Here is a 26,506-nt window from a genome sequence, read left to right as displayed (position 1 = left end):
CTCATTAAGTTTTATTTTTTCTGTTCTCTATTAGGATCCAAAACAGACATCCCATAAAATAGTTTTTTCGGTTTTCTTCATTCCTTTACCTCAAAGGAAAAAGAGATACATCTCTTTCACTAGCATATCCAAGGGAGTCAGGATCTTCAGAGTTGTCCTATGGTAGGTATTCATCCAGTCTTTGACAGTATTGAAGCTGACAGGAAAGAGAAACCCACCCATACGAAAAGCCGTGGGCATTACCTATAAGCTCCTGCTCTTTCTTAAAAAGATTCTGCCAGATAAAGTAGAGGAGTTTATCTTGATGAAGATGTATCTGTAAAAAAGGCTCCCTCCTCTTGCATTCAGATTGGCTTTATTCGGGAATCCTAGATCCGATAACACAAGAGCAAAGACCTCTTCCCTCCTAAGGAAGCGATTGGTATTCTATTTTCATTAATGGCTGGATTTATTCATACAAGCAGAGTAGAATCAAATCTGCTAGATTGACTTTTAGCTTCTGGAATATGTAAATGGATGTATTTCTGAGCCACAGGACAAACGGGTGTTAAGTGAGTGACACCAGTGTTTTTACTGTTGTCAATTTGTAAATGGATATGCGAATAAGGCTTTACATTGAGGGTGTTTTAGTGTTAGACTTGTGGACGTCAAGAAACGTAGATGTATAGCATATAAGGATTTACGCTAAAAATCTTTAAGCTCCGATAGCTCAGCTGGATAGAGCACTTCCCTCCTAAGGAAGGGGTCGGGCGTTCGAATCGCCCTCGGGGCACTTATTAATCTCTTACAAGATAAAAACTTGTGAGAGATTTTTTTTAATTTGATACAATACAAACTATTTTTAGCAGAAGATTTGATGAAAAACCTTTGCTTATGGACAATCCCCAAACACCTGTAACATGTAACTTGTTTTCCATGCATAGAAAGGGAGCTGCCCCCTGTCTGGATTTCCATCCAGACATCAAGACAGCTCCTTGTTGTTGGCTTAATCAATAAATCTACTTTGCAAAATAAACAGGAGTAGCCTGTGGGAGATTATACTTTTTCGCGGAACGCTTTGAGAAGAAGACAACCGCAAAATAAAGAAGGACAACCCCTACAGGTAGAATGATGAACCAGGGAATGCTAATCATCATCAATAAATACCCAATGATCGAAATCCCAGCGGCTGTGAAAGCGTAGGGAATCTGTGTTGTTACGTGCGCCATATGATCAGAACCTGCGAATGTCGAAGATACAATCGTAGTATCGGAAATCGGCGAACAGTGGTCACCGAAAATGGAGCCGGAAAGGACAGCACCGATTGTTGCATAGACAAGCGAGTTAAGTTCCATATTGTTTACGTTGAGCACCAGAGGAAGCGCAATCGGTGAAATGATTGCCATGGTTCCCCAGGAGGTACCAAGACCAAAAGAAAGAAGCATACATACAAGAAAGACAACTACCGGCAGAATAGCTGGAGCGTTTTGAACAAGTGGCAACACAAGGTTGACTGTGTAATCCGCTGTTCCGACAGCATCACAAGCAGCCTTGAGAGCCCAGGCAAAAACCATAAGAAGGAAAGCAATGAACATTGTCTTTGCCCCCTGAATGAAGGTTTCCATCATTTCCTTGAAGGTCATAATTTTCCAGACCAGTCCGAAGGTGATACAGGCAATAGTCATTGCAAAGGCGCCCCAAAGCAAGGCAGCAGCCGTATCGGAGTTACCAAGGGCATCTGCGAAGCTACCGGCAGAAGTACCACCGCCTGTATACCACATGCCATACAGAGCGACTCCGACAAGAGCCACGACAGGAACGATGAAGGTCCAGATAGAGAGGTGTTTGCTACTCACTTCGCCTACTTCCGCTTCTATATTACCAGCAGGAATTGCATCGTCGGCAAGTACCTTACCTTCATTCCTAGCTCGACATTCCGCTTTTTTCATCGGACCGTAATCGAACTCTGTCAGGGCAATGATGAAGACCAAGGCGATTGCAAACCAGCAGTAGAACATGTAAGGAAGGGATCTGAGCCAGATTGTGTAAGCAGAAACCCCCAGGGAACCGAACGCTGCAAGAGCAACGGCAATAGTATTGGTTTGATAACCAGCCCAGTCGGAAATCGGGGCAAGACCGGAAACAGGTGAGGATGTCGAATCCAACAAGTAGGAAAACTTCTCACGCGAGATACGATTCTTGTCAGAAAGGCTCTTCGAAGCGGTTCCTACGATTGCAGTATTTGCATATTCATTGAAAAAGACAAGAATGCCAAGCAACCCGATGAGAACCTGGGACTTCTTGCTATTTTCGACCTTTTTCTCAAGTTTCTGGACAAGAGCCACACCACCACCAAGCTTGTACATGAGGCCGATTGCGCCACCGATGACAAACAAGAAAAGAAAATATTCCGCTTGCCACTTGTCAAGGAGTTGGTTCGATGACCAATCCCAAGAACTGGCGATTGCAGCGAAAATGTTGCCCTTTCCAACCAATAGTCCACCCACCAGGACACCGATGAAAAGGGAAGAGATGACTTCTTTTGTAAGGAAGCACAAAAGAAGGGCTACTACCGGGGGTAGAAGCGAGAGCACACCGTAACTCATACACACCTCCGAAGGGAGGGATGCGACGTTCAGTAGCCAACATTGCCGGCGCCGTATCTCTCATTTAATTTTCGGTAATTGTAAGACCTGTTTCTTTGAATTAGCAAGAGAAGGAGAAATCAAAATTGCATGATTTACTGGATATTTTTCAAGTTGCATCTGCGTCGAGCCTTTGTACCAGAAATTGTCGTTATCAGAGTAAAATAAGCAGAAAACGACCAATATAGGTTTTACGAATTTTCCCAAGGAAATAGTAGAATGAGGAGTACTACAATTCCTTCTGATGCATTCATCTCGACTAGATTCTTCACTGTCTCTATTTTCGGCCTGAGCCACTCTAAGAAAATCTGCCTCACTATTCCAAACAGAAAATAATTTCCCTGTCAGGGAACTACAAGGAGAATTACATTATTCGGGTGTAAAAATTTTATATATTTATTGAGAGTTGAGCCATAAAAATGAGATTTCTTTGCCTTTCAATCAATACCTATTCGCTATCAGTGTTTTCACTTTCCTCGTCATCACCCTCTTGTTCCTGAAGACTCTCATCCGACATAGGAATTTCGCTATCTCCTAAAGAAAGGGATTGGTTGTAATCTTCAGCAAGCATTGTCCTGTTGAATTCTGCCGTGGGATTTATTTCAAGAACCAATTGTTCCAATTCATCCAAGGAAACATCAAAGAATTCTTTCCTTAGATTAACTTTATTCAACCGTTTTGAATTCAATCTGACATGGATGGCATTTTCCAATCCAACGGCATCTTCCGAGAAAATAAAACTATGGACATCAAACTTGAAGGGGACACTTGCACTTCCCAGCTCGTCCACTCTATCTTGAGGTTCCAAGCGCCTTGTCATCCCAACCTTGAAGACATGGTCACCAAAAGATCCAAGATTACTGATTATATATACATTTCCAGCCTTACCGTTCTGGAGTTTTGTTATTTCTTCTTTCTGTTGTTCAACCTGGACAAGCTGATCATTCAATACTTCGATTCTCTCAGCAATTTCAGCTCTTCGCGGTGAATCTTCAGGTTCTTGATTTAGCAATTCCCTGACCTTTTCTATCTCAGATCGATACTTCGATTCTTCAATGGCAATCTGCTTTTCTTGTTCCTTCAATCGTTTTCGTTCTTCAGCTTCCTCACGCATCTGTTGTCTTAATGCCAGTTGCTCCTGCCGTACTTGCTCTCTCTTGATATAATATTCATATTCAATTTTGACCGCATTTTCAAACAGATGTTCTACCTCACCAATGAATTTGCGTATCGTACCGGCGATCTGTTGGTTACCTTCCGAGACGATCACCAAGTATTTAGCTATCAAGGACTGAACCTGGAACAAAGCCGTTTCGAGTTTTTCAAATTTCAGATTATAGAGAATATTCTGCAATTCAGAACGTAAGGAAATTACCATGAGTTTATAAATGGATTGATTTGCCTTGGTAGTATATCGTTTGGCATATTCTTCAAGCAACAAATCAATTTGTTTCTGATTCGCCCTGAACTCCTTTCGTAGGTCTTGGTAATTCATATAATTCAGATTCAACATCACAGAAGGAGCAATGGTATCAAGATCAGCCTTCTCGTCCTCAGATAGAGGCCTGAAATAGGTATCAGGAATGTCGGTAACATGAAAACGAACTACAGCATTTTCAACAGCAGCATACAATTCTTTAGTTCTGGAAAGTTTCCTCTTCTGATTCTCAACCTTGGTATCAAGTTTTTGGCATTCCTGTTGAAGACTTGACTCCTCACCTTTCAACTCAGTGCGAGATACTTTCAGTCCATAAATATCCTCTTCAATTAGTTTAACATCTTTTTGAAGATCTTTTAACAAGGCTTTTGCAGATTCTATATCTGTTATTCCAAGATCAGAAATCCGATGATTTGCTTCCTTAAGTTTCCTAAAAAAAACAAGAAGCAGGGTAAGTAATAAAAAGAACAGGAACAAGCTAATTATCATGGTAAGCATAGTAGAACTCCCTACTTCTTGATTGAGAGAAGATTCCATTGATTCATCCTGCATGGAAGGATTTAGCAAAAGTGAAGACTCAATATCTTGAATCGGTTCCCCTGATTCCTCGAGGTTTGTTTGTCCATCAATGGTTTGCAGGTCAACGGGATCCTCAGATTCCAGGACTGCTGGTTCTGGCTGGACAATATCATCAATCGCTGATATATCCTCAGCAATCTCCCTGGTATCCTGGAAATCCTCTACAATCGGCTCAACAGTTTTTATATTTCCACTACTCCCGGATTCTTGAACAATCACTTCAGAGTCCAACAACTCAGTATCAGACGAAAGATTTTTCTGAAGAGGAGGAGCCTCAACAATTGCTTGATCATTAATAAGAGAGCTTTCAAGCAAATCAGTATCAAATAGCTGACTTTTCTGAAGAACAGGAGCCTCAACAGTTACCTTGCTCTCTATAGGAGTGTTTTCAAAAGTATCAACTTCCAAATTAGTTTCAGATTCATCGTTTTCCTGCAAATCAACTGTTGAGGAACCACTTCCAGTTGCAGTCACAACACTAGCAACGTCCTGAATCGAAGCTTGTTGGAGAATATCCTTGGAAGAATCGTTCAGGAGAAGAGGATCTTCGCCATTGACTACTGAGTCATCAGTATTGGCTTTACGGGAATCAAGCTCCAAAGTTGTTTCTGCTTTTTGTTCCTCAGACAATACCACAGGATCAGATTGTACATTTTTTGGTATAGGATTAAGACCTCTGGCACTTGAACAGTTTAAAAGGAGTACCATAGTAAAAACAAATATAATATGTAGTTTTACGAGCTTATTTTTTTTCATTGGATTTAATCCTAGCATGAAATATCAGCTATGGGTTATATAATTAATAAAGAATCAGTGCCAATTTCAATTGTTTTATATCCATGGGAAATAGAAAACATTTGCCAATCAAAGCTTTATCCAACTCATTCCCAGTAGTATTCAACCAAAAAATGCAGGCTATCGGAGGAATTATCAAATTGATCCAGGCCATGCCAAATCTGATATATTCCGAAACAAGACAAAACTCTGGCATAGCCCTTATCCAGTAAATGGGGCTCTTTATATCATTCTTTCAGTGAACGCAATATACTAAAGTATTACTATTTATAGAAAGGATAAATAATTATGAAAAGACAAGAACATCATGTCGTTACAAATCCAAACGGTGGCTGGGATGTAAAAAGAAATGGAGCAGAGAAGGCAAGCGTTCATACCGACACAAAGCAAGAAGCAATGGATAAGGGAAGAACGATTAGCCAGAATCAAAACACAGAATTCATTACCCATGGTAAAAACGGAAAGATCCAACAATCTGACAGCCATGGAAAAGCTTCCACTTCACATAAAACCAAAAAATGAAGATTTGCATCAAAACAAAATCCTTGCTTTGCAGCTAATAATTGTTTCTATACATTTCCTGGCTACGTTGTATTGCAGATACGCTCGATACGATTTCAATACAGTAATTAGTATCATCCAGTTGCAATTTTGACTGGACATCCCATCAAACAGGTCAATCAAGGAAATTTTGTTTTATATTTCATAGGCCTGAGCTCTATTCCTGCAATCTTTCTTATTCCAGTTGTTATATTCGAGATATTTTTCCATGCCTTGAATTGTTCCAATAATTTGAATCTCATAGCACAGATTCAAGATTTACAAGCCCAAGAGATCAAATATTTTGATCAAGTTATAAAAAAAAGACCAAATCAAAGAAGCCTATTCAAGGCAACCCCGATTTGGTCTTATCGAATACATAGATATTTGATCTAGACTGGTGGTAATTCGGCAGCATTACTTCCAGTCACAGTAATTTCTGTTCCATCATAACTGGCAGTAATAGCCTCATTACGGCCATTGACCGCATAATCATAAGTGAATTCTATATCATCATAACCAGAGGCATCATCCCTGATGAACAGACCTACTCTATACTCCGAATAGGGAGCTAAATAGAAGGTCTTGCTCTTTCCTGCTGCAATGGTTTCTTCACCATCCAAGGCATTATTGCTAGAGGCTATTTTTGCCCCAGAAATATACTGATTAATCTCAACAAGATTAATTTCATTGTCACTGTCATTCACGATGACCAAGGCCTTGCTGCGCGGATTATCATTACAACTGGATAATACCGAGACCAAGAACAAACAAGAAATCAACACTAATAACACTCCGAGAACCTTTTTTTTCATACTCTCTCCTTGAGATTCTTTAGATTGAACAAACACAACATCAATAATATATACTATTGCAGAAATTCCAGAATTAGCAACTAAAAAACAAACGCCAACACCTTCCTTTCCTGAGAAAATTTTGCAAATTCAAGATGTACAGGCTTGAAAAACAAACGTTTCAGGTACGTTATACAAAAGACCAAATCCAGGAAGCCCCCTCAAGGCAACCCTTATTTGGTCTTTTTCTACATTTCCTAAGTTATTTATAAATCCTGTGGTATCTCAGTGCTACTTCCAGTTTTGATCCTAAAACATATTACCTACGGAAAACATAACAGACCACATTCAAACAAATCTTTTACTGATATTGATATCAGGTAATTATTTACTTTCCTGAGAATTGCTCCCGCTCAACGTTATGGACTCATTCCCATTATAGGTAGCTGTTATAGCCTCGTTCTTGCCATCGACGTGATAATCATAGGAAAACAAGATCTCACAGTTATCCACTGAATCTTTTTCTCCAAAATACAGGTATACCATACTTGCATAGGGAGCCAAATAAAAAGTCTTGCTCTCCCCGATCTCAAGGATATTTCCATCTGCCAAGACATTCTCATATTCAGAATCCTTCGATTCGGAAAGGCTCTGTACGAGCGAAATATAATTTACCTGATTGGTACTGCCATTCACCAAAATCAGGACCTTGCTTTCTGGTACGCTATTGCAACTGGACGCCAGCGAAACCAGAAATACACAAGAAACCAAAATACAAAACACCCTAAAAATTCTTTTTTTCATTTCTTCTCCCAAAGATTTGTTAAACTAAAAAATTGCATAAATCAAGAAAACCTAAACTTTTAGGGTCAACCCCAGATTGAGATTTTCCCTATATTTATAAAAATTCCTATCGATCCTTTGCTTCTGCAACATTCCTTCCACTCAAAACTATTGCAGTTCCCGAGAAGCTGGCGGTAATAGCCTCATTTTTTCCATTGACCATATACTCATAGGTAAAATAAGAACGATCAGCTTGGTCACCGGTATTATTGATGGATAGATTCACCTCATACGTCGAATAAGGAGCTAAATAGAATGACTCGCTCGCTCCTACTGCAATGGTTTCTCCATCAGCCAAGGCATTTCTATCAGAAGTAACCTTTGACCCAGAAACATACTGAGTAATCGAAACCAGATCGATTTCATAGCCACTCTCATTTACCACAACCAAAGTTTTACTGGACAGGGGGCTGTAACAACTGGACAACAGCGAGATGAATAATACACACAAGATTGACACTATCAACACTACACTTGACCATTTTTTCACAATTTCACCTTATTTTCTTCAAATTTTAGACACATATCTTGTTCAGTATACATACGATGCAAACTATTGATAGGGAAATCACTGATCTTCGTCCATAAAACAAACCCCAGGGAATTTCTTTCCTGAGGTGATTATGCAAATCCTGAATATATGAGATGGAAAAATCAAACATTATGATCAAACCATAAAAAAAGACCAAACCCAGGAAGCTTTACCTAGATTTGATCTTTTCTTGCAGGGCCAAAGTTTCTTATGAATCTTGTGCTACCCTAGCATTGCTTCCACTCACGGAAATTCCACTTCCTGAATAGCTGGCAGTAATTGTTTCGTTGTGACCATTGATCAGATAATCATAGAAAAAGTAAACGCTATCAGAACCAGTAGACTCATCAGAGATGTCCAATGAGATAGATGCCGAATACGGAGCCAAATTAAACGTCTTGCTCCCCCCTACCGGTATCGTTTCCCCAGCATCCAAGGCACTCCAGGAACTACCCTTTGCTTCAGAAACATATTGATTGATAACAACATAATCAATTGCACTGGTACTATCATTTTGGATAACCAGAACCTTGCTATCCAAAGGACTGCAGCTGGATGTCAACGAGACCAGCAACCCACAAGCAATAAAAATACAGAGCACTTTAGAAATGCTTTTTTTCATATTCTCTCCTCTAAATTTTCCGAATCAACAAAATTGAAGCCAAAAGCCAATCGGCAGGAACCTATCAACATAGGCTTCTCCACTCACTCCCAGTGGTTCTAGACAACCAAGGGTTCAGCATTACTTCCATCCACTGCAATTTCCATTTCATCAAACGTAGCAGTTATAGCTTCATTATGACCATTGACTTCATAATCATAGGTAAAAGAAATATTATGAGAGTCAGTTCCATTTGAAATATACAAGTGAATGGCGGACTTCGAATAAGGAGCCAAATAGAATATCTGGCTTCCCCCTACAGCAATGGTATCTCCATCAACCAAGGCATTCGGAGCAGAATCCTTTGAACCTGAAATATATTGGCCAATTGAAACAGTAATGATTGCACTGGCACTGTCGTTTTTAACAATCAAGACTTTGCTATTCACACGGTTATCACAACTGGATAACATTGAGACCAACAACACACTAGCGAAAACCACCCAAAGAGCCATATTCGGCTTTTTTTTCATACTCTCTCCTTGTACACTCCATTCTTGAACTACATATACATCAGCAGGCATATGATTTATATAAAGAATACACGAAGATATTCAAATTGTCTAAATTTTCATGAGAATTTTCGGGCAAAAACAAGAAAAAATTGCTCTGTTATCATCATTATTCATACCAAAAGACCTCTTGAAGGTTGTCCTGGCACATAAGTATTTTGGGAATACCGATATTGAAACAATGAAGCTGATTACCAAAATTCTTTGAATTATTTCATAACTTACTTGATCCTTTCTTCCAACGAATTAACCAAAATGCTGGAATTCCTTGGGAAAAAATAGTATACCGACCAAGCCAAAGGAAACCACTCAAAAATTTAGGAGATGCAGACCATGACCGACTTCATGCAGATTGCCCAAGCAAATTATCAAGCAGCGCTTACCATAATCGAAGACCTACGCATCGAAGAGACCTGGAAGGAATATAAAGCCCAGGCACACTTGGTTGGATCGATAAAGACTGGCTTGATAATGTGCCATCTGGATATCGATTTCCATATCTATTCCGATAATTTTTGTATCGACGACAGTTTTGCGGCAGTGGGAAAGTTGGCCCTCAATCCTCGAATTCTCAAAATTGCCTATATCAATAATTGCGAAGCAGAAGACAAATGTCTGGAATGGCATCTGGAATATAAAGCCTTGGATAATCGTATCTGGCAGATTGATTTGATTCATATCATGAAGGAATCACCCTATGTAGGAAAATTTGAACGGGTAGCCGACAAAATAAATACGGTGATGACTCTCCAGATGAAAAAAAACATCCTTCAAATAAAATGGGAATTATCCCAAAACGATAAAAAGGCCATGGGAATCCAAATCTATAAAGCTGTAATCGAAGACAACATCTCGACCTATGCTGAATTCTTGCAATGGCAAGAAACCCAGCAAGACCAACAAATCATACAATGGGAACCTACCCTACCAAATATTTCCAAGAACTCTTTCAGTGGAAAACCAGGCTCAAAGATATAGCATCTGCATCCAATATTTGGTTGAGAGACATCGATTTTATAGTTATACTCGATTTGGAGTAGAATGATGAACCAAGATATCATGCAAAGTAATCTGGAAAGGCTCGTAGAAACAGCCTGTGCCTCACCAAACAATCAGTTCGGGTACGGAATATGGACCCATCATATAAAACCGATGATATCCATTGCCCAGAATCTTGCAAAAAACTATGGTGCAGACATCCAGATCGTAACATTTGCAACCATGCTCCATGACCTTGCAGGCATTGAGGATGCGACAAAAAGTGAACAGCATCATATATTCGGGGCTCAAAGAGCCAAGGAAATCCTAAGCACCTATGGATATCCACAAGACAAGATAGCCCAGGTCATGTCCTGCATACTGAAACACAGGGGAAGCATTCCATTAGCCCCTACTTCGCCCGAAGAAATCTGCATTGCCGATGCCGACGCCATTGCCCACATGCAAGACCTCGGCTCCCTGTTCTTCGTTGCCTATGTGAAAAAGGGAATGGAACTTGAAGATGGCCTTTCCTGGGTTCAGCAAAAGCTGCAAAGGGATTGGGAAAAGCTCAGTCCAAGAGGGAAAGAGCTGTATAGGGAAACCTTCGAAACTGGATTGCAACTCATAGGAAAATAACGTTACTATCCCGTATAATTCTTACAAATTCCTACATCAGGATGCATAAGATGATAGCTGTATAGTCATCAAAGAAGACTTGCTTCTCTCAATATCCTCACAAAAACAGGTACCTGGAACATGGAACAACACTTTTGGCTCGGATTTCTCATCACCGCATTTTTCATGAACATTGCCCCAGGGCCCGACATGATCTATCTTGTCTCACAGACAATGGCCTACGGAAAAAAAGTGGGCTTTGCCTCGATTTTGGGCTTGGGAGCAGGAGCCTTTATCCATACCACCTTCGTGGCACTGGGTATCTCGGCAATCCTCACCACTTCGGTGGTCGTCTTCAAGACAATAAAACTTATAGGAGCTGGCTATTTACTCTATCTGGGCTTTCGCTCACTGTTTTTCGGGGGCAAGCCAATCTTCTCGAAAACCCAAAGTTCTTCAGAACCCAAGTCTTTTCGCAAAGCCTTCCTCAGTGCAGTTCTCATTGATGTAACAAATCCAAAGGTAGCTCTCTTCTTTATCGCAATACTTCCGCAATTCTATCGAGAAAACAGCATCCCCAAAACAGCTCAGTTTCTGGTCCTTGGCCTTGTTATCATTCTTGTAGGTTTTCTGGTTGAGGGAGTCACCGTATTGCTTGCAGATACGTTTACGACTGCATTGAGAACCAAACCCATCTACGCCCAAATTCTGGACAAGGCTTTCGGATGTGTACTCATAGCCCTTGGCGCAAAGCTCTTACTTAACAGGGATACCCAATAGCCCTCTTTTTAGGACTAGTATATAAAAAAGGCACCTCCAGGTTGAATTTTCTGAACTTTCCCCCGTGAATTGGAGAAATCCAAACATGGGGGATTGTTATGTCAAAGATCAGCAAAAAGACGAAACTCAAGGCCTTGAAGTTATTCAAGCAAGGATGCAAAGGCAAGGCCACCGCAAAGAGACTGGGTCTCAATCCGTCAAGCACCAGGCGGTGGTGCAAGCAATACGAAGGTGGAAACGAGAGCTGGGTGTACTGTACCTACGACCGTAGATACGAGGCCATGAACGAGCAAGTAAAGGAAGGGATTGTCCTCAAGTCGCTGTCCAAGGAAGAAACCAAATCTGGTCTTTGCCGCAAATACGCCTTGTCGATTAGTGTTCTGAATGTATGGATTCGGAACTATACTGAGTACGGGGTCTGCACGAGAAAGAAAGGCAGAAAGAGGAAAGGTGGACACAATGACGGAATTGGAACGGAAGAAGATGGAAGAGCTCGAGAAGCTCGTAAGGCAACAGCAGTCAGAGCTCAAGGGGATGCACGACGGGATTATCTTCTACAGGACGTACTTCCAAATCTGCGAGGCAGAGGAGACGGATCCGTCAAAAAAAAAGTTCTATCAGCAGTTGCTGAGGCACGGAAGCTCGGAGTCCCTGTGACCCGTTCGCTCAAGCTGGCAGGCATCTGCCCGAGCACCTACTATTACTGGGAACAACACAAGGATGATTCGGTCAACAATGATGTCTCCATAGCATCGCACATCAGGCAGATACAAGAAGAGACAAACTGGTCCTACGGGATTCCAAGGATGACGCAGGAACTGAAGGCGAGGTTCGGGTACGTGCAACTGAACCACAAGCGCGTCGAGCGGGTCATGAAGGAACATGCCCTGAACGCGAAGGTCCGCATCCGACGGTTTCCCAAGGGCTACTATCGGATACGGAAAGAAACTGCAAGGGAACTGCCACAAAACATACTGGCCAGGGACTTCTCGGCAGAGGGGCCCATGTGCAAGCTGGTGACCGACATCACGTACCTTCGTGTCGTGGGGGGCTGGTTGTTCCTGGCCGCGGTCAAGGATTTGTACGACAACGGGATCGTGAGTTATGTCATGGAGGAGCACCAGAGCCTCGCCATGGTCATCAAGGCCATCCAGCAACTGGTCGACAAGGGATTCGATCTCCATGGCGTCCTCATCCACTCGGACCGGGGATGGACCTACACGAACAGGGCCTATGTCGACTACCTTAGGGGTCTCGGTGTGGTGCAGAGCATGTCCCGCAGGGGAAACTGTTGGGACAACGCCTGCATCGAGAATTTCTTCGGCCTCATGAAGTGTGAGACCATCTACCAGAACAGAAAGAGACTGCTAACCAAGGAAGAGATGGAACAGCTGGTAAGGGAATACATCGCTTGGTACAATGACAAGCGAATACAAAAAAAACTAGGCTACCGGTCTCCGGTGCAATACCGTCAATCAGTAGCCTAGCTCTCAGAACTCTCCAACTCTATGGGGAAAGTTCATTCCGTTTAACCTTTCAGGTGCCCCTTTGCCTGTCATTTTCTTTGCTAACTTTCTTGCCTTAAATAGCAACATTGTAATTAAGTAAAAACTCGATTCCTCTTGAATTAACGACGAACGACCAAGACGAGAATACCGGCAACTACGGCCGCACCGCCTCCAATTAGATACCAGAGGGTTTCCTTGCTTAAATCGGCGCCAAAAAAGGTACGGATAGAATCGCCAGCAGATTGTGATGCGTAGTACCCTACTACCATAAGCGCAATACCACCAACTAACAATAAAATACCTAGAATCCGTGAAATACTCATGTTTTGTTATTCCTTGTAATTTGTATCCCGTTGGTTGCAGGCAACCTGCGCGGAAGTCAATACAGAATAATCTCGCCATGCATTGGTGGGTTTTGTATTGTTATGGAAGAGTTCACTTATCGGTTGTGCATCATCAAAAAACAATCAGTTTTTCTGATTACCGACCAGTATCCAAGCAACGACCAGAATCATCTATTGCTGTATCATGACTCATAAGTCATAACGACAGAGCATTCATCATACTGGTATAGCTGTTTGATATTTTCTATAAATCATTATATTCCATAGTTTTCTGTTTGTATATAGCAAGTACTCAGGCAGAGGCACCGAACGCTTCTAGCCAACATTGGAAACAATACAAAGATACAAGGAATAGTTTGCTGATAACAGAAGGGTATCACCATACCACCATGGATTTTGGTATCTTGTATTGAAGGTATAGAGCCCCACTTCTTCATCTGCTTCCCATAAAAAGGCAGTATACTGTAAACAGAAAAAACAACAGGAGATCAAATATAATGAATTATGTATATATTGCCACAAGCCTCGACGGATATATCGCTACCAACGAGGGAAGCTTGGATTGGCTTACCTCCCTTCCCACCCCAACAGATTCTGATTATGGTTATTCCGTCTTTTTGCAGAATATCGATGCCATAGTGATGGGAAAAAATACCTTTGAAACTGTCAGCAAATTCACTCCCTGGCCCTATGAAAAACCCGTTTTCGTCTTGAGTTCCGGCTTGCGTTCAATACCTGAAGCCCTCAAAAAGCATGTATCACTAGTATCGGGCAACATTCCGAACTTGCTTTCCCAATTGCACGAGAAAGGTTTCAAGACCTTGTATATTGACGGGGGCAAAACCATACAAAGCTTTCTTGAACTGGATCTCATCGATGAAATGACCATCACAAGAGTTCCGATACTCTTGGGAAAGGGAATCCCTTTGTTCAAGGAAAGTACCCGCATCAAACAATTTACGCATATAAAAACGGAGGTTTTTGACAACGGCCTGGTGATGAGTACCTATCGGAAACGGAAGTCCGATACCCTTTAACTTTCATAGGCAGGTTTAAAAAAACCGTTGCACACCCTATACTCTGACCATGGCTATTCAAATTACCGAAGAAAAAGACTGCATAGGTTGTACTGCATGCCAGGCTATATGCCCCATGAACTGCATTTCCCTTCACCCCGATGACAAAGGCTTTGTATATCCTCTGGTCGAGGCAACAGATTGCATCGAATGCGGCCTGTGCACATCCACCTGCCCCTTGTTGGCCCCTGTCCAGAAAAAAAGCAATAACCCTACAGTCTATGCAGCCAAAGCCAGAGACAGGGCAACCTTGCTTAAAAGCTCCTCTGGCGGCATGTTCATACCGCTCTCCGAGACCATATTGTCCAAGGGAGGCGTGGTCTATGGAGCAGCCTTTACAACTGATCTGGTAGTTGAGCATATCCGTTGCACCACAGCACAGCAAAGAGACCGATGTGTAGGTTCCAAATATGTACAGAGCAATATGGAAACAGTACTTCCCCAGGTAAAGAAAGATTTGGCTTCCAACCTTCAGGTCATGTTCACTGGAACTCCCTGTCAGGTAGCCGGTCTTCGTTCCTTTCTGAAAAATGCAAAAATCGATACTTCAAACCTTTTCTGTTGCGACCTGCTTTGCTATGGAGTCCCCAGTCCCAAGGTTTGGCAGGATTATCTTGCGACCTTGACCAAGGGAAAAGGAGAACAGGTCAGTGACGCTTTCTTTCGGGACAAGACCCAGGGTTGGAATGATTTTTCCTTGAGAATCGAAACAGAACATACGACCACCCTGGAGTCGAACAGCAAAAACCTGTTCCTGCAACTATATCTGGAACACCTGACAATAAGGCCTTCCTGTTTCGATTGCCATTTTACCAACTTGAATAGAGAGGGAGACCTTACCCTCGGGGATTATTGGGGTATCGAGCAAGCACTGCCTGAGTTTGCCGACCCAAAGGGAGTATCGGTGGTATTGGTCAACAGCCCAAAGGGGAAAGCCTGGCTGGAGGAAGTCCAGGACTCCCTTGAGCTCAGAGAAAGTTCTGCCAGAGCCTGCATGCAAAGCGTATTGTCCCATCCGTTGGAAAAACCCATTGGATATGAACTATTCTGGGATGAATATGGCAAAAAAGGATTTGAAGAGACAACCAGGCAATTCTGAGAACAAGAGCTTGGAGGAGTTACCTGCAAGCTCTTGTTGCTACACGGTTCGAGAACTTTGTTGTCAATCAATCTCTTCTATGGCAAGCGGGAACTTGGATAAGGTTTCACATCCATTCTCGCCGATGAGAATGGGGTTCTCATAACGGAAACCCACACCTTCATCAGGTGCTGCATACTGCATGGCACAGATCAGCAATTCCCCTTTCTCATAGACATGGTCAGGATCGGTCCAATACGGGAAAGGTCCGTCGGTTGCCTGGCCTATCCGCCATTCATCTCCAAACAATCCAATGCCATGTTCACACCCCGGCAATATATAATCAGCACAGCCCAAAACTTCAGCCCGGTCCATCATGATTGCCGAAAGGGACGAAGGAGTTGCCCCTGGTTTATAATTGGCAAGAACTGTTTCCACCAGATCGACGAAATTATCGGCATGTCTGCGCAACGAGGCACTTACCGGCTTTATCAGATAATTATGCGAATGGTCGCCCAAGGCAAGCATGAACATCGAATGAAAATCAAGCATCAAGGGTTCCCCTGCCTGAAACTTCCTATTGGTCGGAGGTGTGCAGGCACCAAGTCCCGTACGATAACCACTGGAAATCTCATTGAGCCCAGCAAAATTCCATTCCGAGACAGAACCAGCTCGACGCATCGCCAAGGCGGCAATACCGGCGATCTCTGTTTCGGTCATCCCTTTCCAACCACCATGCTCAATGGCTGCCCTGGCTACCTTTTGCCCCTCATCCACAATACGGGAAGCTTCCCTGAACCGGGCAATCGTCCCCGCATCCTTGATAAACGACAGTCCATCGACAAGAGAGTGTGCATTCACGAATTCCCAGGAAGGAAGGGCCTGTTGGAGCATTTCCCATTCGTAATGGGTAAGGTTACCTTCAGGAGTATAGGTTGAAATTCCATCCTCAACTCCCAGTCTTCCCTTCGCAAGCCCCAACTCCTCGGTAATCATCGAGGAAACTACGGTAATCTGGTCCTGTCCTCCCATGGGGGCATAGGCCCTGACATTATCGGTGGGAAGCCAAGTTTCATCGGCAACCCTGGTGGCATCCACCAGGAAGGTATACAAGACAGGATCACCCTGGGCGGGAATGATCAAAAAACTCCTCCAAGGGCAGAAAGCATCAAGAATGAAACTGAGAGTCCGGGGACGAGTTCCCAGATAGACATCCAGTCCCTTCTCTTTCATCAACTTCTGAATTGCCACAACCCTGGCACGATTATCGATCCAATACGGACTTGTCTGGTCAAATTTTCTTGGCATGATGTTCTCCTAATACCTTGTCGGGATAATCGAAAGTACCTTGTTCACGCGGTCTGCAAGGGGAGCAAGCCGTACTGCCTTGGCCATATTGCCACGAAGCCTCAATTTCCCGGTCATCAAAGCCCTTGTGGAACTCAATTCACCACGGGTAATGGCGGCAAAGGTCTCATACTTGCCCCTGATCGAAAACTCGGCCTCTGGACAAGGACCGGCGCCGGTCTCGAACCTGACTACCTTGCCCTCTTCACAGGTGAGGAACAGATACATCTCCCCGCCTTCGGGACAATCTTCATAGATATCGGCCATTGAAGTGGTGACTCCATTCATCTTTGCCGAATCCAATTCGTTTTTTAAAAGTTCAAAACCCTGATCTCGCCATTGCTGGCCAAGATATACCAATTTTTCCTCCATACTGAAAACCTCCTTGAGAATCGACCTGCTATTTCAAGAACGGGCAATCAACCCGTTAAGCACCAAATCAAGGCTCTGTTCGAAAACCAACTGCTCCTCCCCCGACTCCTCTACATACGCCTTCTCGATGGAAAGCTGATAGAGCGAAAACAAAATCCGGGCAGCCCTACGTGAATCAGGAACCGAGAAAACCTGTGCCTCGATACCCTCTTGTATCAAACCCTGCAACAGATCCACCGAGCGCCTATTGATTGCCTCGAAGGGATCCTTGGCATCTACCAAGGGAAAAAGAGCGGGATCTCCGGCCAGAATTTTTCTCAGGCGAGGTTCTTCCTGAAGATAGGAAAAGGCAGTACTGCAAAATAGGCGAAACCGTTGCAAGGGATCGGTGGAGGTTTCTGCTGCTGCAATGGCAGCACTTTGCCAACGAGAAAACCCATAGGCAACAGCCTTGCCATACAAATCCTGTTTATCATGGGCATAGCGGTACAAAGTTCCCACAGCCAAGCCCATTCTGCTGGAGATGTCTTCCATGCAGGTTTTCCTGTATCCATATTCAGCGAAAACTTCCAGGGCGGTCTCCAGCACAGAAACCTCGCGTTGTCTATATTTTTGTGAAATAGTGAATGATTCTTTCATATATTCATTTTTCGTACACAAATTTCAATCTGTCAACAAATTTCGTCCTATCTTCGGGAATTGATTAAAAGGTTTTTCCTAAGCTATATAAAAAAAGGTATCCCAGCTACCATCCAAAAGAAAAGTAGAGGAATACCCATGAATTGAATTCTTGACTGTGCTGGATATCGTTTCCCTTGCCCCGATTTACAGGAACAGGTCTCGATAATAATCTATTTTCCTGCCTTCTTCACCCTATTGTCACGACTGCGTTTGAGTACATCGATATAGACTGCCAGCAAGATCACCACACCCTTGAGTATCAACTGCCAGAAGGAATTGATATTGAGCAGGTTCAACCCGTTGTTCAGTATTCCGATTATCAGCATGCCCAAAAAGGTTCCTCCCAAGGTCCCAATGCCTCCGCTCATGGAAGTACCGCCAAGGACTACCGCCGCAATGGCATCCATCTCAAACCCGGTACCGATGGTAGGCTGTCCACTGTACATCCTTGAACAAAGGACTATTCCGGCGAAGGCACTGAATAACCCGATGAGTGTATGGATAATGATGATGACCCGTCCCGTGTTGATACCGCTATAGATTGCCGCATCCTTGTTCCCGCCCAAGGCATATACATGCCTTCCGAATTTTGTCCTGTTCAGGACTATCAACATGATGACGAAAATGATCAGCATGTAGATTACCGGTAGGGGAATTCCGAGAAAACTTCCGGTACCGATATTCACGAAAGCAGGGTCAGTAGTCCTGATCGGATTGCCATTTGAATAGACATAAGCCGCCCCTCGTGCAATTTGCATCGTGGCCAAGGTAACGATAAAAGGAGGTATTCCTGTAGAGGAGATGACATAGCCATTGAAAAAAACCAATGCCTGCGCCGATACCGCACCCAATCAGTACAGCAAGAGGAACAGGAACTCCTGACTTGGCTATCAAACCAGCCGCTACGGTACCTCCCAACGCCAAAACAGAACCAACTGAAAGGTCAATGCCCCCGATGATAATGGCCAAGGTCATGCCAAAGGCCAGCATTCCATTTGTCGAAACCTGACGCAAGACATTCAAGATGTTACTTGAACGGAGAAAGGCAGGACTGACAATTGCCATGGAAATGCACATTATGAACAAACCAGCCAAAATACCGAGATTCCTCTTCAAGTATCCGGTGACACCTTCCTTGAGAGAGCGTTGCAGTAGCCCATATATATTATTCATCGGATCCCCCCGTTGCGAAAAACATTATTTTTTCTTGTGTCGCTTCACTTTTTGACAAACTACCGGTGATACGGCCCTGGTGCATGACCAGGATCCTGTCACTCATATTCATGACCTCAGGCAGTTCACTGCTTACCATGATGATGGAGAGTCCTGTGCTTACCAGATCAGTCATGAGCCTATAGATCTCGGCTTTTGCCCCTACATCGATTCCCCTGGTGGGTTCGTCAAGAATAAGCACCCTGGGTCCAAGGGCAAGCCATTTGGCAATGACGACTTTTTGCTGGTTTCCCCCTGATAACTGCTTGGCCAGTTGCTTGGGGCCAAAAGCCTTGATATTCAAATTGGTTATCCCTTGCTTGATGATTTCCTGCTCCTTGGCCCTATTTACAAAGCAACCCCGAATGAAGGTATCCAAGACCTGGATCGTAATATTGTTGCCGATGCTCTCCATCAAATTCAGGCCATGTTCTTTTCTGCTCTCGGGAACCAGCCCGATCCTGGCCTTGATGGCATCTTGCGAAGTCTTTATGGAAAGTTGTTGTCCATCGAGGAGTATCTGGCCTTCGGTGTAGGACCTGATACCAAACAAAGTTTGCATCAACTCAGTTCGCCCTGCCCCGACTATTCCGGTAAACCCCAGAATCTCCCCTTCATGCAGGGTAAACGAGATATTGTCCAGTACCCTGGGCACCGTCAGGTTCTTGACCTCCAGAAGAGCTCTTCCCACTGCATGTTCCTTGCTTGCAAAAAAATCCTGCATCGATCTTCCCACCATGTTGTTCACCAAGGTCTTTCGGTCGGTGCTTGCGGTGATGAAGGTATCGATATACTCTCCATCCCTGTAGATGGAAATCCTGTCAGTTATTGCAAACAGCTCTTCAAGTCGGTGGGAAACATAAACAACCGAGATGTTTCGTTTCTTCAGTTGCCCGACATATTCAAATAATTGATCCACCTCTTTGCTGGTGAGAGCGGCAGTCGGTTCATCCATGATGATGAGTTTTGACTCCAGGCTCATGGCCTTGCAAATCTCGACCATTTGTTGCTGGGCCACCGATAGATTGGAAACCAAGTCAGTTGCACGGAGATTCAACCCAAAGGAATCCAGATGCCGTTGGGCTTCGCTGTTCATCTTCTGTTTATCGATATAATGAAAAGGTCCCTTGACGAGTTCCCTGCCCATAAAGATATTCTCGGCAATGGTCATATAGGGAACAAGCACCAGTTCCTGGTGAATTACACTTATCCCCAAGGCATGGCTTGTATGCACATCGGGTATCTCGACCTTTTCGCCCTCAATGAAAATTTCCCCTTCATCAGCCTTGTAGATACCCGCAAGAACCTTGATCAGAGTCGATTTACCTGCCCCGTTGGCTCCCAACAAGGCATGGCATTCACCCTTGAGAAGCTGCAAGTCAGCTTTCTGCAATGCCTGGACTCCCCCAAAGCGCTTACTGATACCTTTTGCTTCCAAAAGATATTGGTGTTCCATATGTGTTCCTTTTTCATGGTAAAGAGGGGGATGGTTACATGACCATCCCCATTGCGAGCAGCAGTACAATTGGAAATCCTATTGCCAGCCGTCCAGACCGTATTCCGCCACATTGGATTTGTCGATCAAGGTGATAGGGACAAGGATGAGGTGCTCTACCTTCTGTCCAGAAAGCAGACTGTAGGCGGCATTGGCAGCCTCACGGCCGATCCGATGGGACTCTGTGCGGCAGTGGCAGTCATTCTTCCTTCATTGACCATCTTCTTGGCGTCAGGAGAACCATCAACACCATAGATAAGTACATTAGCGGAACGCTTGGCAGCTTCCAAGGCAGCAAGGGCACCGATTGCCGTAGGATCGTTAAGACCCATGACGACATCAATCTTGTCCTGGGCCTGGATGATGTTTTCCATTACAGGCATGGCCTGCTCGATCTGTCCATTGGAACTCTGGCGGGCAATAATCTCATATTGGGGAAAGTTCTTGACGGTATCGACAAAGGACTGGGTACGGTCAATGGCACTCTTGGCAGTGGGATGTTCAAGCAAGACAATCTTTGCGGATTTCAGACGTTTCATTACATCCTGAGCTACCAGCACACCGGCATTGTAGTTATTGGAAGCAACGATGCAATCAACAAGGTCTTCATCGAATACAGGGGCATCAACATTGATGATGGGAATTCCTGCGGCCTTTGCTGCATCCAGGGCAGGACGCACACCCTGCCAGTCGACAGGATTCAAAAAGATTGCATCGACACCCTGGGCAATCATGTCCTCGATTTGTGCAATTTGCTTGGCCTGGTCCAAAGCCGGATCATAGGCAACCAACTTATCGCCCTTTGCTTCCACGATGCCCTTGATACCATCGTTCAGGTATACAAAGAACGGATTGTTCATGGTCATATACGTAGCCCCGAACAAATAATGACCATCATCGGCCTTTTTTTCAGCGCTGCCCTGTGCAAATGCCATACCAGCGCAAACCACGAGAATCATCAAAAACAGTACACTCTTTTTTCTCATTTTTTTCCTCCAAGTGTTTCGATGATTCAATCATCCAATGGTTTTTTCGGTTTGCGAAATGTGCACAATGTCAACATCCGTCCAGTAAATTGTCACTTGACAGCCTGACAAATGTCACTCTTCCAGATAGGCATTGAGCTCATTGTTGAGATGATAGAGGGAATTGCGAAGCTTATCCTCCGTACCGACAATATCGGGGAAATAGGTATTGATCAGTCGTACTGCCCCTTGGTATTTCCTGAACGACGGGTACACCACCGATTCGTTTATTGCCCGGGCAAGGGTTTGCGTCGAGATCTCATCGCCCTCAAGGGTGATGTCATTGAGCAGGATAGCTTGAATACTCTCGCTATCAAGATTCTTTTGTGATGCTGACAAACCTCGGCTTCTTTGCAAATGCATTCCCTGCAGGGTTTCGTCAGTAAGCAAGAATTCAATGAAAAGCTTAGCCTCTTGCTTATGCTTGCTCCGTTGGGAAATACCGAGGGCCAAGGTATCGAGTTCAGCAGCATTGCTCCCCTCGGGTCCCCGGGGCAACACCGTTGCCTTCCATTTGAATTTTCCGCTTTTCAAAATTGAATACGGGTAATACCCATAGGCACGATACCAACTGTATTTTGCAATGGAAAACAAGACGTTGCCATCCCAGAAATCAGGGATGCGCTCATCTTTTGTCAAATTCTGCAGTTGGAAAAGAAACTTGAAACTCTCATAGACCTCTTCAGAATCAAGAAGGGCCCGCGTCCCTGAATCGTTGAAAAGGTTTTGGCCATTCGTATACACAGCTTCGCTCCAGGAGAATCCCGAAATCCCGAAGGTATCGAGATGTCCATCGTTGTTGGAGTCTTTGGTTGCCTGTTTGCAAAGTGACAGCAAATCGTCCCAGGTCCAGTTTGCAGCAGGAAAAGATAGTCCCAGTTCATCCAGTAGGGTCGTGTTCACAAACATCAGGGAAGAATCACATTCCTCGGGAAGGGCATACAAGATGCCGTTGAACGTACTCGCCTGGAGAGTTGAATCAAAGAATTGCATATCCGTAAGGCGTTTGCTTTTTTCAAGGAAATCCCCCAGGGGTTCCAGGATGCCCATATCGGCAAATAAAGGGAAATCCTCGGGAAGAATGAAAAAACAATCAGGCTCTGAACCGGTAAGGACCTTTTGCGACAGCCATTCCGAATAATCGGATCTGAGTATTCCGCTTTTATAAACGACTTGTATCTGGGGGTATTGCTTCTCGAAACGACTGATCGCCTCATCCAGGATAAAATAGGTCTCAGGGTTCGGGACATTCCAGGCACTGCCGGCAAAGGTCCCGATATTCAGGACGACAGGATCTTGGGACTTGCAAGAGACCAAGGCAAAGGTTGCCAAGAAAATGAACAAGATCAGAGTTTTTCTCATTGTTCGTCACCTGTATCGACCAAGGCATTCTGTACGGCAAAAATTGCGATTTGGGTTCGGTCCCTGAGATTGAGTTTCGATAGGATTGCGCTGATATAATTTCTGACGGTTCCCTCCCCCAGACTCAATTCATAGGAAATCTCTTTATTTGAAAGCCCCCGTCCGATTCCCCTGATTATCTTCATTTCGTTGGGAACCAGGGAATCGGGGATAAACGTCGATTTCAACAAAGGTTTATTACCCTCGATGGCAAGCTCTGAAAACAGGGAAATGAATTTATTCATGATCTCCGAAGGCATCCAGCTTCCACCCTCATACACTTTTTTTATTGCAGCCTTCAACTCGCTTCTGGATACACTCTTCAGTAAATAACCATTGGCTTTGTACTTGAACGTTTCAAAGACATATTCATCATCATCAAAGGTGGTAAGCATGATTACCGGCAATGCAGGATACAAATTCCGTATTCGCTTAAGACAGGCAATTCCATCCATAAGGGGCATGCGGATATCCAACAAGACAACGTCAATGTTATTCTTGGAAATCTCATAGAGAGCTTCCTGGCCATCCTTGACCGTAGCTGCAACTTCAATCTCATTGTCAGAGATCATTATCTTGAGACTATCCCTGATCAATTCCTGATCATCAGCTATCAATACAGTTATCATCAAGCTCCCCTTCTGTCATCGGTAATTTAATTGCCAGGATAAAGCCCTTTCCTGGAGAGGTAGTGATTTCCAAACTTCCACAGAAAGCTTCTATCCGTTGCCTGATATTGCTCAGCCCAAAACCCTCCCGATAGGCAAGGACTCCCTTGCCATCATCGACGATGAGGATATCCAATATAGTCTGGACCTTTTCGATTTTTACGGTAATGGTGGAAGCTTTTCCATGCCCGATGGCATTGGTCATGCTTTCCTGAACGATGCGATAGATCAATTCTTCCTGTACTGCCGATAGAGTGGGTAGCTCGCCCACCAAGGCAAGACACGTCTGTGTGGAAGTACATCCATTCATCTGCTCAATCAAGGATTCAATGGCCGGAATCAATGTATATCGCTGCAAACTATCACAGCGCAAGGCCTTGAGCGAATAGCGTACGTCCTGTCCACCTTTTTCGGCAAGGCTCTGTACCTTGGAAATCTGTGACATCAATTCGTTGAATTGGTCCCTTTCAAAGCAAAGACAAGCCCGCAACCCGATCTCGATACCGGTCAAGGTATGTCCGATGGTATCATGAATCTCCCTTGCCAAACGGTTCCGTTCCTTGATCTTCGCAAGTTCCTCTATCTTGATTGCATATTCTGAAAGTTGCACGTTGGCAGCATTCAATCGCTGGAGACTTACCTGCAATTCCGCATTGAGTGCCTGCACACGTTTTCTTTCACTGATCTGCAATTGCAGGGAAAGAAACAAAAAAGCAATGAACAATACCTCGTTGAGGGAAAAAAGCAGGGTACGGATGACAATGAGAGAAATGGTTTCCTTTGCCGAATAATATTCAAAGAAGGCATCGGCCGAAACAAAACGCAGGCCAAGGATCAAGGACGCCAATTCCTGGTCAAGAAATAGATACAGGATGAGCAAAACTGACAAGAGCGTACCCTTGAGCCACTTTGTATTGCAGAAGATCAAGACATTCATGGCAGGAACCAGCAATATTCCCTTATTGCCCATATCCTGATAGAACATTATGGCCATGCAAATCGAGATCTCCACCAGCACCATGAATACTTGATAGAGGGAAGCATGCCTGAATCGCTGTCCCAAACGTTGGAAGAGATTGCAGGCAAGCAAAAACAGGAACAGAAAAAAGGAAAGGGCCCATACCTTGGTAGGACTGTTGGGAACATACCGCAACCTCTCAAGAAATATCCTTGCATCAAAGTTCGAGCAAATCATCTGGGTTGACCGGGAAATCAGTTGGGAGATAAAGAAAACAGTTATCCCGTTTACTCCATAGATAAGCAACTGAATCAGCCTTACTTCTTTGTTCTTTGTCCATTGAGCTGGTTGAATATCAACCATTTCAGGGAGGTATGTAGATTCCATTACCTGCAATTATGAGTCAAAAGAGGGACAAATGCAAAACTTTATTTTCTTATCCTGGCAAATTTGGCGATACGACATAGAAAGAAACGGGAATCCCCCACCTTGAAAAAAGGCAGGGGATTCCACTTGGAATGTTTGGTTTTGCAAATCAGAATACGTGCAATACCAATAAAATGACAAGGACTGCAACAATACCAAGTACAACTCCCACTAACAGATACTTCCGTTTCTTGCGGTCCAGTATCTGCTGGACAGTAACTTGTCGTTGTTCCTTCTGGGCGGCCTCTGCTTCCATTTGCAATTTTCTCTGCAGTTCTTCTTCTTTTTTTACTTCCAGTTCTTTTTGCAACAGCTGTTCAGCTTCGACCTTGGCATCCTTTTCCTTCAATTCCAGATAACAGCGCCCGCATAACACGGATCCTTCGCAATCAAAGAGGTCATCGTAATAACTTTCCTTGCACTCAGGACAAATATAGCACCGCTTCAGTTTTCCTTCCTCGATCAGCTTGCAAGCGACCATCTGATGGGACTTGGGAAGAGCATTCTTCTTTCCGCCAAACAATCGTTTGAGAAAGGAGGATTGCAAACCGGTCACCGACTCACTGCCCATGGTCTGGGAAAGATTGACGATACGTTCGCTCAATCCACGATCCTGGGTAATGAGCATAAGATTCTTCGTCTTCCCCTGGGCAGCAAAAAGCTTGACCAAATGGTCATCGGCAATACCCACGCTTCCGGTATCACCAATCCTGACCAAGCCTTTCCGAGCCAAGGTCCTGATCATCTCCGGCCGAATGGTCGAACGAATCCTCACTTCCTTGTCTTTTTCCTGGTTATCTTTCAAACCATGCAATTCCTCGAGGGTTTTCTCGAGGATTATCAATTTCTTCTTGCGCCTCTTGAGAATGGGTTCCGCATCGGATACAAAATGCAAGAACCAATCCTCTTGGATAATAGGCGCGGTATCAACGTAAATCTCATCGAATGAGCGCAGTTGTTCGTCCAACGAAGCCTCATAGGCCTCGTCCGTATTCTTGAAACGATGGGTATCACCCTTCTTGCAGGCGATGACTTCCCTGTACAGGTTCATCTCGCTTGCAGGATTCTTTCCATCAAGACTAATTCCTACGCTCCTGAGAATACCGAGGACCTTCTCCTTTGACATCCCGAATTCGGCTGAAAGAGCACCGGTAACGTCATCCGATGCAATCATTTCAACCTTCACGGGAGGAGTTCTCTTTCTCAAAAGTCTAGCCATAT

27 protein-coding genes and 1 tRNA gene are annotated in these 26,506 nt (G+C 44.1%); 8 read left to right on the top strand and 20 right to left on the bottom strand.

Annotation, left to right across the window (positions count from 1 at the left end; genetic code table 11):
• Positions 1 to 90 precede the first annotated feature (90 nt).
• The gene (locus tag ACHZBG_RS01995) at positions 91 to 240 is read right to left on the bottom strand and encodes a hypothetical protein (protein ID WP_320127764.1); all 150 of its coding nucleotides are present in this window, start codon (positions 238 to 240) and stop codon (positions 91 to 93) included.
• Between the two features lie 458 nt (positions 241 to 698).
• Here ACHZBG_RS01995 and ACHZBG_RS01990 point away from each other — a divergent pair.
• Positions 699 to 772, top strand: a tRNA-Arg gene (locus ACHZBG_RS01990).
• Between the two features lie 226 nt (positions 773 to 998).
• Here the strand turns inward: ACHZBG_RS01990 and ACHZBG_RS01985 are convergent.
• On the bottom strand, positions 999 to 2,585 hold the full coding sequence (locus tag ACHZBG_RS01985) for a Na+/H+ antiporter NhaC family protein (protein WP_320127763.1): 1,587 nt from the start codon (positions 2,583 to 2,585) through the stop codon (positions 999 to 1,001).
• 487 nt (positions 2,586 to 3,072) lie between these two features.
• Positions 3,073 to 5,397 (bottom strand): GIY-YIG nuclease family protein, encoded by a 2,325-nt coding sequence (locus ACHZBG_RS01980; protein WP_320127762.1) that lies wholly within the window; start codon positions 5,395 to 5,397, stop codon positions 3,073 to 3,075.
• Between the two features lie 327 nt (positions 5,398 to 5,724).
• On the opposite strand from ACHZBG_RS01980, the gene ACHZBG_RS01975 reads away from it, so the two are divergent.
• Entirely contained in the window at positions 5,725 to 5,958 is a 234-nt protein-coding gene (locus tag ACHZBG_RS01975; RefSeq protein ID WP_320127761.1) for a DUF2188 domain-containing protein, read from the top strand.
• Between the two features lie 410 nt (positions 5,959 to 6,368).
• On the opposite strand, the gene ACHZBG_RS01970 is transcribed toward ACHZBG_RS01975, so the two are convergent.
• The 5 genes from ACHZBG_RS01970 to ACHZBG_RS01950 form a co-directional block, all read right to left on the bottom strand.
• Positions 6,369 to 6,791, bottom strand: coding sequence for a hypothetical protein (locus tag ACHZBG_RS01970; RefSeq protein WP_320127760.1), 423 nt, complete (start codon positions 6,789 to 6,791; stop codon positions 6,369 to 6,371).
• Positions 6,792 to 7,154: 363 nt separating this feature from the next.
• Complete coding sequence (locus tag ACHZBG_RS01965; protein ID WP_320127759.1) at positions 7,155 to 7,574, bottom strand: hypothetical protein; 420 nt, start codon at positions 7,572 to 7,574, stop codon at positions 7,155 to 7,157.
• A gap of 106 nt (positions 7,575 to 7,680) precedes the next feature.
• A complete protein-coding gene (locus ACHZBG_RS01960; protein ID WP_320127758.1) occupies positions 7,681 to 8,103 on the bottom strand; it encodes a hypothetical protein in 423 nt (140 codons plus the stop codon).
• A gap of 250 nt (positions 8,104 to 8,353) precedes the next feature.
• The gene (locus tag ACHZBG_RS01955; protein WP_320127757.1) at positions 8,354 to 8,767 is read right to left on the bottom strand and encodes a hypothetical protein; all 414 of its coding nucleotides are present in this window, start codon (positions 8,765 to 8,767) and stop codon (positions 8,354 to 8,356) included.
• A 98-nt stretch (positions 8,768 to 8,865) separates the two neighbouring features.
• Positions 8,866 to 9,279: a hypothetical protein gene (locus tag ACHZBG_RS01950; RefSeq protein WP_320127756.1), complete on the bottom strand. Its 414-nt coding sequence runs from the start codon at positions 9,277 to 9,279 to the stop codon at positions 8,866 to 8,868.
• Positions 9,280 to 9,651: 372 nt separating this feature from the next.
• Between ACHZBG_RS01950 and ACHZBG_RS01945 the strand changes: the two genes are divergently transcribed.
• The 4 genes from ACHZBG_RS01945 to ACHZBG_RS01930 all read left to right on the top strand — a co-directional run bounded on the left by ACHZBG_RS01945 (position 9,652) and on the right by ACHZBG_RS01930 (position 13,181).
• Complete coding sequence (locus ACHZBG_RS01945; RefSeq protein ID WP_320127755.1) at positions 9,652 to 10,296, top strand: hypothetical protein; 645 nt, start codon at positions 9,652 to 9,654, stop codon at positions 10,294 to 10,296.
• A gap of 66 nt (positions 10,297 to 10,362) precedes the next feature.
• Positions 10,363 to 10,935, top strand: coding sequence for an HD domain-containing protein (locus ACHZBG_RS01940; RefSeq protein WP_394699303.1), 573 nt, complete (start codon positions 10,363 to 10,365; stop codon positions 10,933 to 10,935).
• 120 nt (positions 10,936 to 11,055) lie between these two features.
• Positions 11,056 to 11,694, top strand: coding sequence for a LysE family translocator (locus tag ACHZBG_RS01935; protein WP_320127753.1), 639 nt, complete (start codon positions 11,056 to 11,058; stop codon positions 11,692 to 11,694).
• A 98-nt stretch (positions 11,695 to 11,792) separates the two neighbouring features.
• Positions 11,793 to 13,181 carry an IS3 family transposase gene (locus ACHZBG_RS01930; protein WP_320127752.1) on the top strand — a complete coding sequence of 463 codons (1,389 nt, stop codon included), beginning with the start codon at positions 11,793 to 11,795 and terminating at the stop codon, positions 13,179 to 13,181.
• Between the two features lie 140 nt (positions 13,182 to 13,321).
• Here ACHZBG_RS01930 and ACHZBG_RS01925 read toward each other — a convergent pair whose 3' ends face one another.
• Positions 13,322 to 13,525 carry a DUF3185 family protein gene (locus ACHZBG_RS01925; protein ID WP_320127751.1) on the bottom strand — a complete coding sequence of 68 codons (204 nt, stop codon included), beginning with the start codon at positions 13,523 to 13,525 and terminating at the stop codon, positions 13,322 to 13,324.
• Positions 13,526 to 14,043: 518 nt separating this feature from the next.
• Here ACHZBG_RS01925 and ACHZBG_RS01920 point away from each other — a divergent pair.
• Positions 14,044 to 14,583, top strand: a complete 540-nt coding sequence (locus tag ACHZBG_RS01920) for a dihydrofolate reductase family protein (protein WP_320127750.1) — start codon at positions 14,044 to 14,046, stop codon at positions 14,581 to 14,583.
• 49 nt (positions 14,584 to 14,632) lie between these two features.
• Complete coding sequence (locus tag ACHZBG_RS01915) at positions 14,633 to 15,721, top strand: Coenzyme F420 hydrogenase/dehydrogenase, beta subunit C-terminal domain (protein WP_320127749.1); 1,089 nt, start codon at positions 14,633 to 14,635, stop codon at positions 15,719 to 15,721.
• Between the two features lie 63 nt (positions 15,722 to 15,784).
• Here ACHZBG_RS01915 and ACHZBG_RS01910 read toward each other — a convergent pair whose 3' ends face one another.
• The 11 genes from ACHZBG_RS01910 to ACHZBG_RS01860 all read right to left on the bottom strand — a co-directional run bounded on the left by ACHZBG_RS01910 (position 15,785) and on the right by ACHZBG_RS01860 (position 26,504).
• The gene (locus ACHZBG_RS01910; protein ID WP_320127748.1) at positions 15,785 to 17,008 is read right to left on the bottom strand and encodes a M24 family metallopeptidase; all 1,224 of its coding nucleotides are present in this window, start codon (positions 17,006 to 17,008) and stop codon (positions 15,785 to 15,787) included.
• Between the two features lie 9 nt (positions 17,009 to 17,017).
• Positions 17,018 to 17,419, bottom strand: coding sequence for an SCP2 sterol-binding domain-containing protein (locus ACHZBG_RS01905; RefSeq protein WP_320127747.1), 402 nt, complete (start codon positions 17,417 to 17,419; stop codon positions 17,018 to 17,020).
• Positions 17,420 to 17,452: 33 nt separating this feature from the next.
• Positions 17,453 to 18,058: a TetR/AcrR family transcriptional regulator gene (locus tag ACHZBG_RS01900; RefSeq protein WP_320127746.1), complete on the bottom strand. Its 606-nt coding sequence runs from the start codon at positions 18,056 to 18,058 to the stop codon at positions 17,453 to 17,455.
• 212 nt (positions 18,059 to 18,270) lie between these two features.
• Positions 18,271 to 18,888: an ABC transporter permease gene (locus ACHZBG_RS01895; protein ID WP_320127914.1), complete on the bottom strand. Its 618-nt coding sequence runs from the start codon at positions 18,886 to 18,888 to the stop codon at positions 18,271 to 18,273.
• Positions 18,797 to 19,273, bottom strand: coding sequence for a hypothetical protein (locus ACHZBG_RS01890; RefSeq protein ID WP_320127745.1), 477 nt, complete (start codon positions 19,271 to 19,273; stop codon positions 18,797 to 18,799). The genes ACHZBG_RS01895 and ACHZBG_RS01890 overlap by 92 nt, the downstream gene beginning before the upstream one ends.
• Positions 19,266 to 20,768: a sugar ABC transporter ATP-binding protein gene (locus tag ACHZBG_RS01885; protein WP_320127744.1), complete on the bottom strand. Its 1,503-nt coding sequence runs from the start codon at positions 20,766 to 20,768 to the stop codon at positions 19,266 to 19,268. The genes ACHZBG_RS01890 and ACHZBG_RS01885 overlap by 8 nt, the downstream gene beginning before the upstream one ends.
• Before the next feature lie 155 nt (positions 20,769 to 20,923).
• On the bottom strand, positions 20,924 to 21,793 hold the full coding sequence (locus tag ACHZBG_RS01880) for a sugar ABC transporter substrate-binding protein (protein WP_320127743.1): 870 nt from the start codon (positions 21,791 to 21,793) through the stop codon (positions 20,924 to 20,926).
• Positions 21,794 to 21,907: 114 nt separating this feature from the next.
• Positions 21,908 to 23,194: a sugar ABC transporter substrate-binding protein gene (locus ACHZBG_RS01875; RefSeq protein WP_320127742.1), complete on the bottom strand. Its 1,287-nt coding sequence runs from the start codon at positions 23,192 to 23,194 to the stop codon at positions 21,908 to 21,910.
• Complete coding sequence (locus ACHZBG_RS01870; RefSeq protein WP_320127741.1) at positions 23,191 to 23,862, bottom strand: response regulator transcription factor; 672 nt, start codon at positions 23,860 to 23,862, stop codon at positions 23,191 to 23,193. The genes ACHZBG_RS01875 and ACHZBG_RS01870 overlap by 4 nt, the downstream gene beginning before the upstream one ends.
• On the bottom strand, positions 23,840 to 25,246 hold the full coding sequence (locus tag ACHZBG_RS01865; protein WP_394699302.1) for a sensor histidine kinase: 1,407 nt from the start codon (positions 25,244 to 25,246) through the stop codon (positions 23,840 to 23,842). Before ACHZBG_RS01865 ends, ACHZBG_RS01870 begins: the two co-directional genes overlap by 23 nt.
• 148 nt (positions 25,247 to 25,394) lie before the next feature.
• The gene (locus ACHZBG_RS01860) at positions 25,395 to 26,504 is read right to left on the bottom strand and encodes a hypothetical protein (protein ID WP_320127739.1); all 1,110 of its coding nucleotides are present in this window, start codon (positions 26,502 to 26,504) and stop codon (positions 25,395 to 25,397) included.
• Between the last annotated feature and the right edge of the window lie 2 nt (positions 26,505 to 26,506).

Origin of the sequence: uncultured Sphaerochaeta sp. (assembly GCF_963676625.2) — a bacterium.
In the GTDB taxonomy this organism is placed as follows: domain Bacteria; phylum Spirochaetota; class Spirochaetia; order Sphaerochaetales; family Sphaerochaetaceae; genus Sphaerochaeta.
This window is presented reverse-complemented; position numbering and strand designations above follow the sequence as displayed.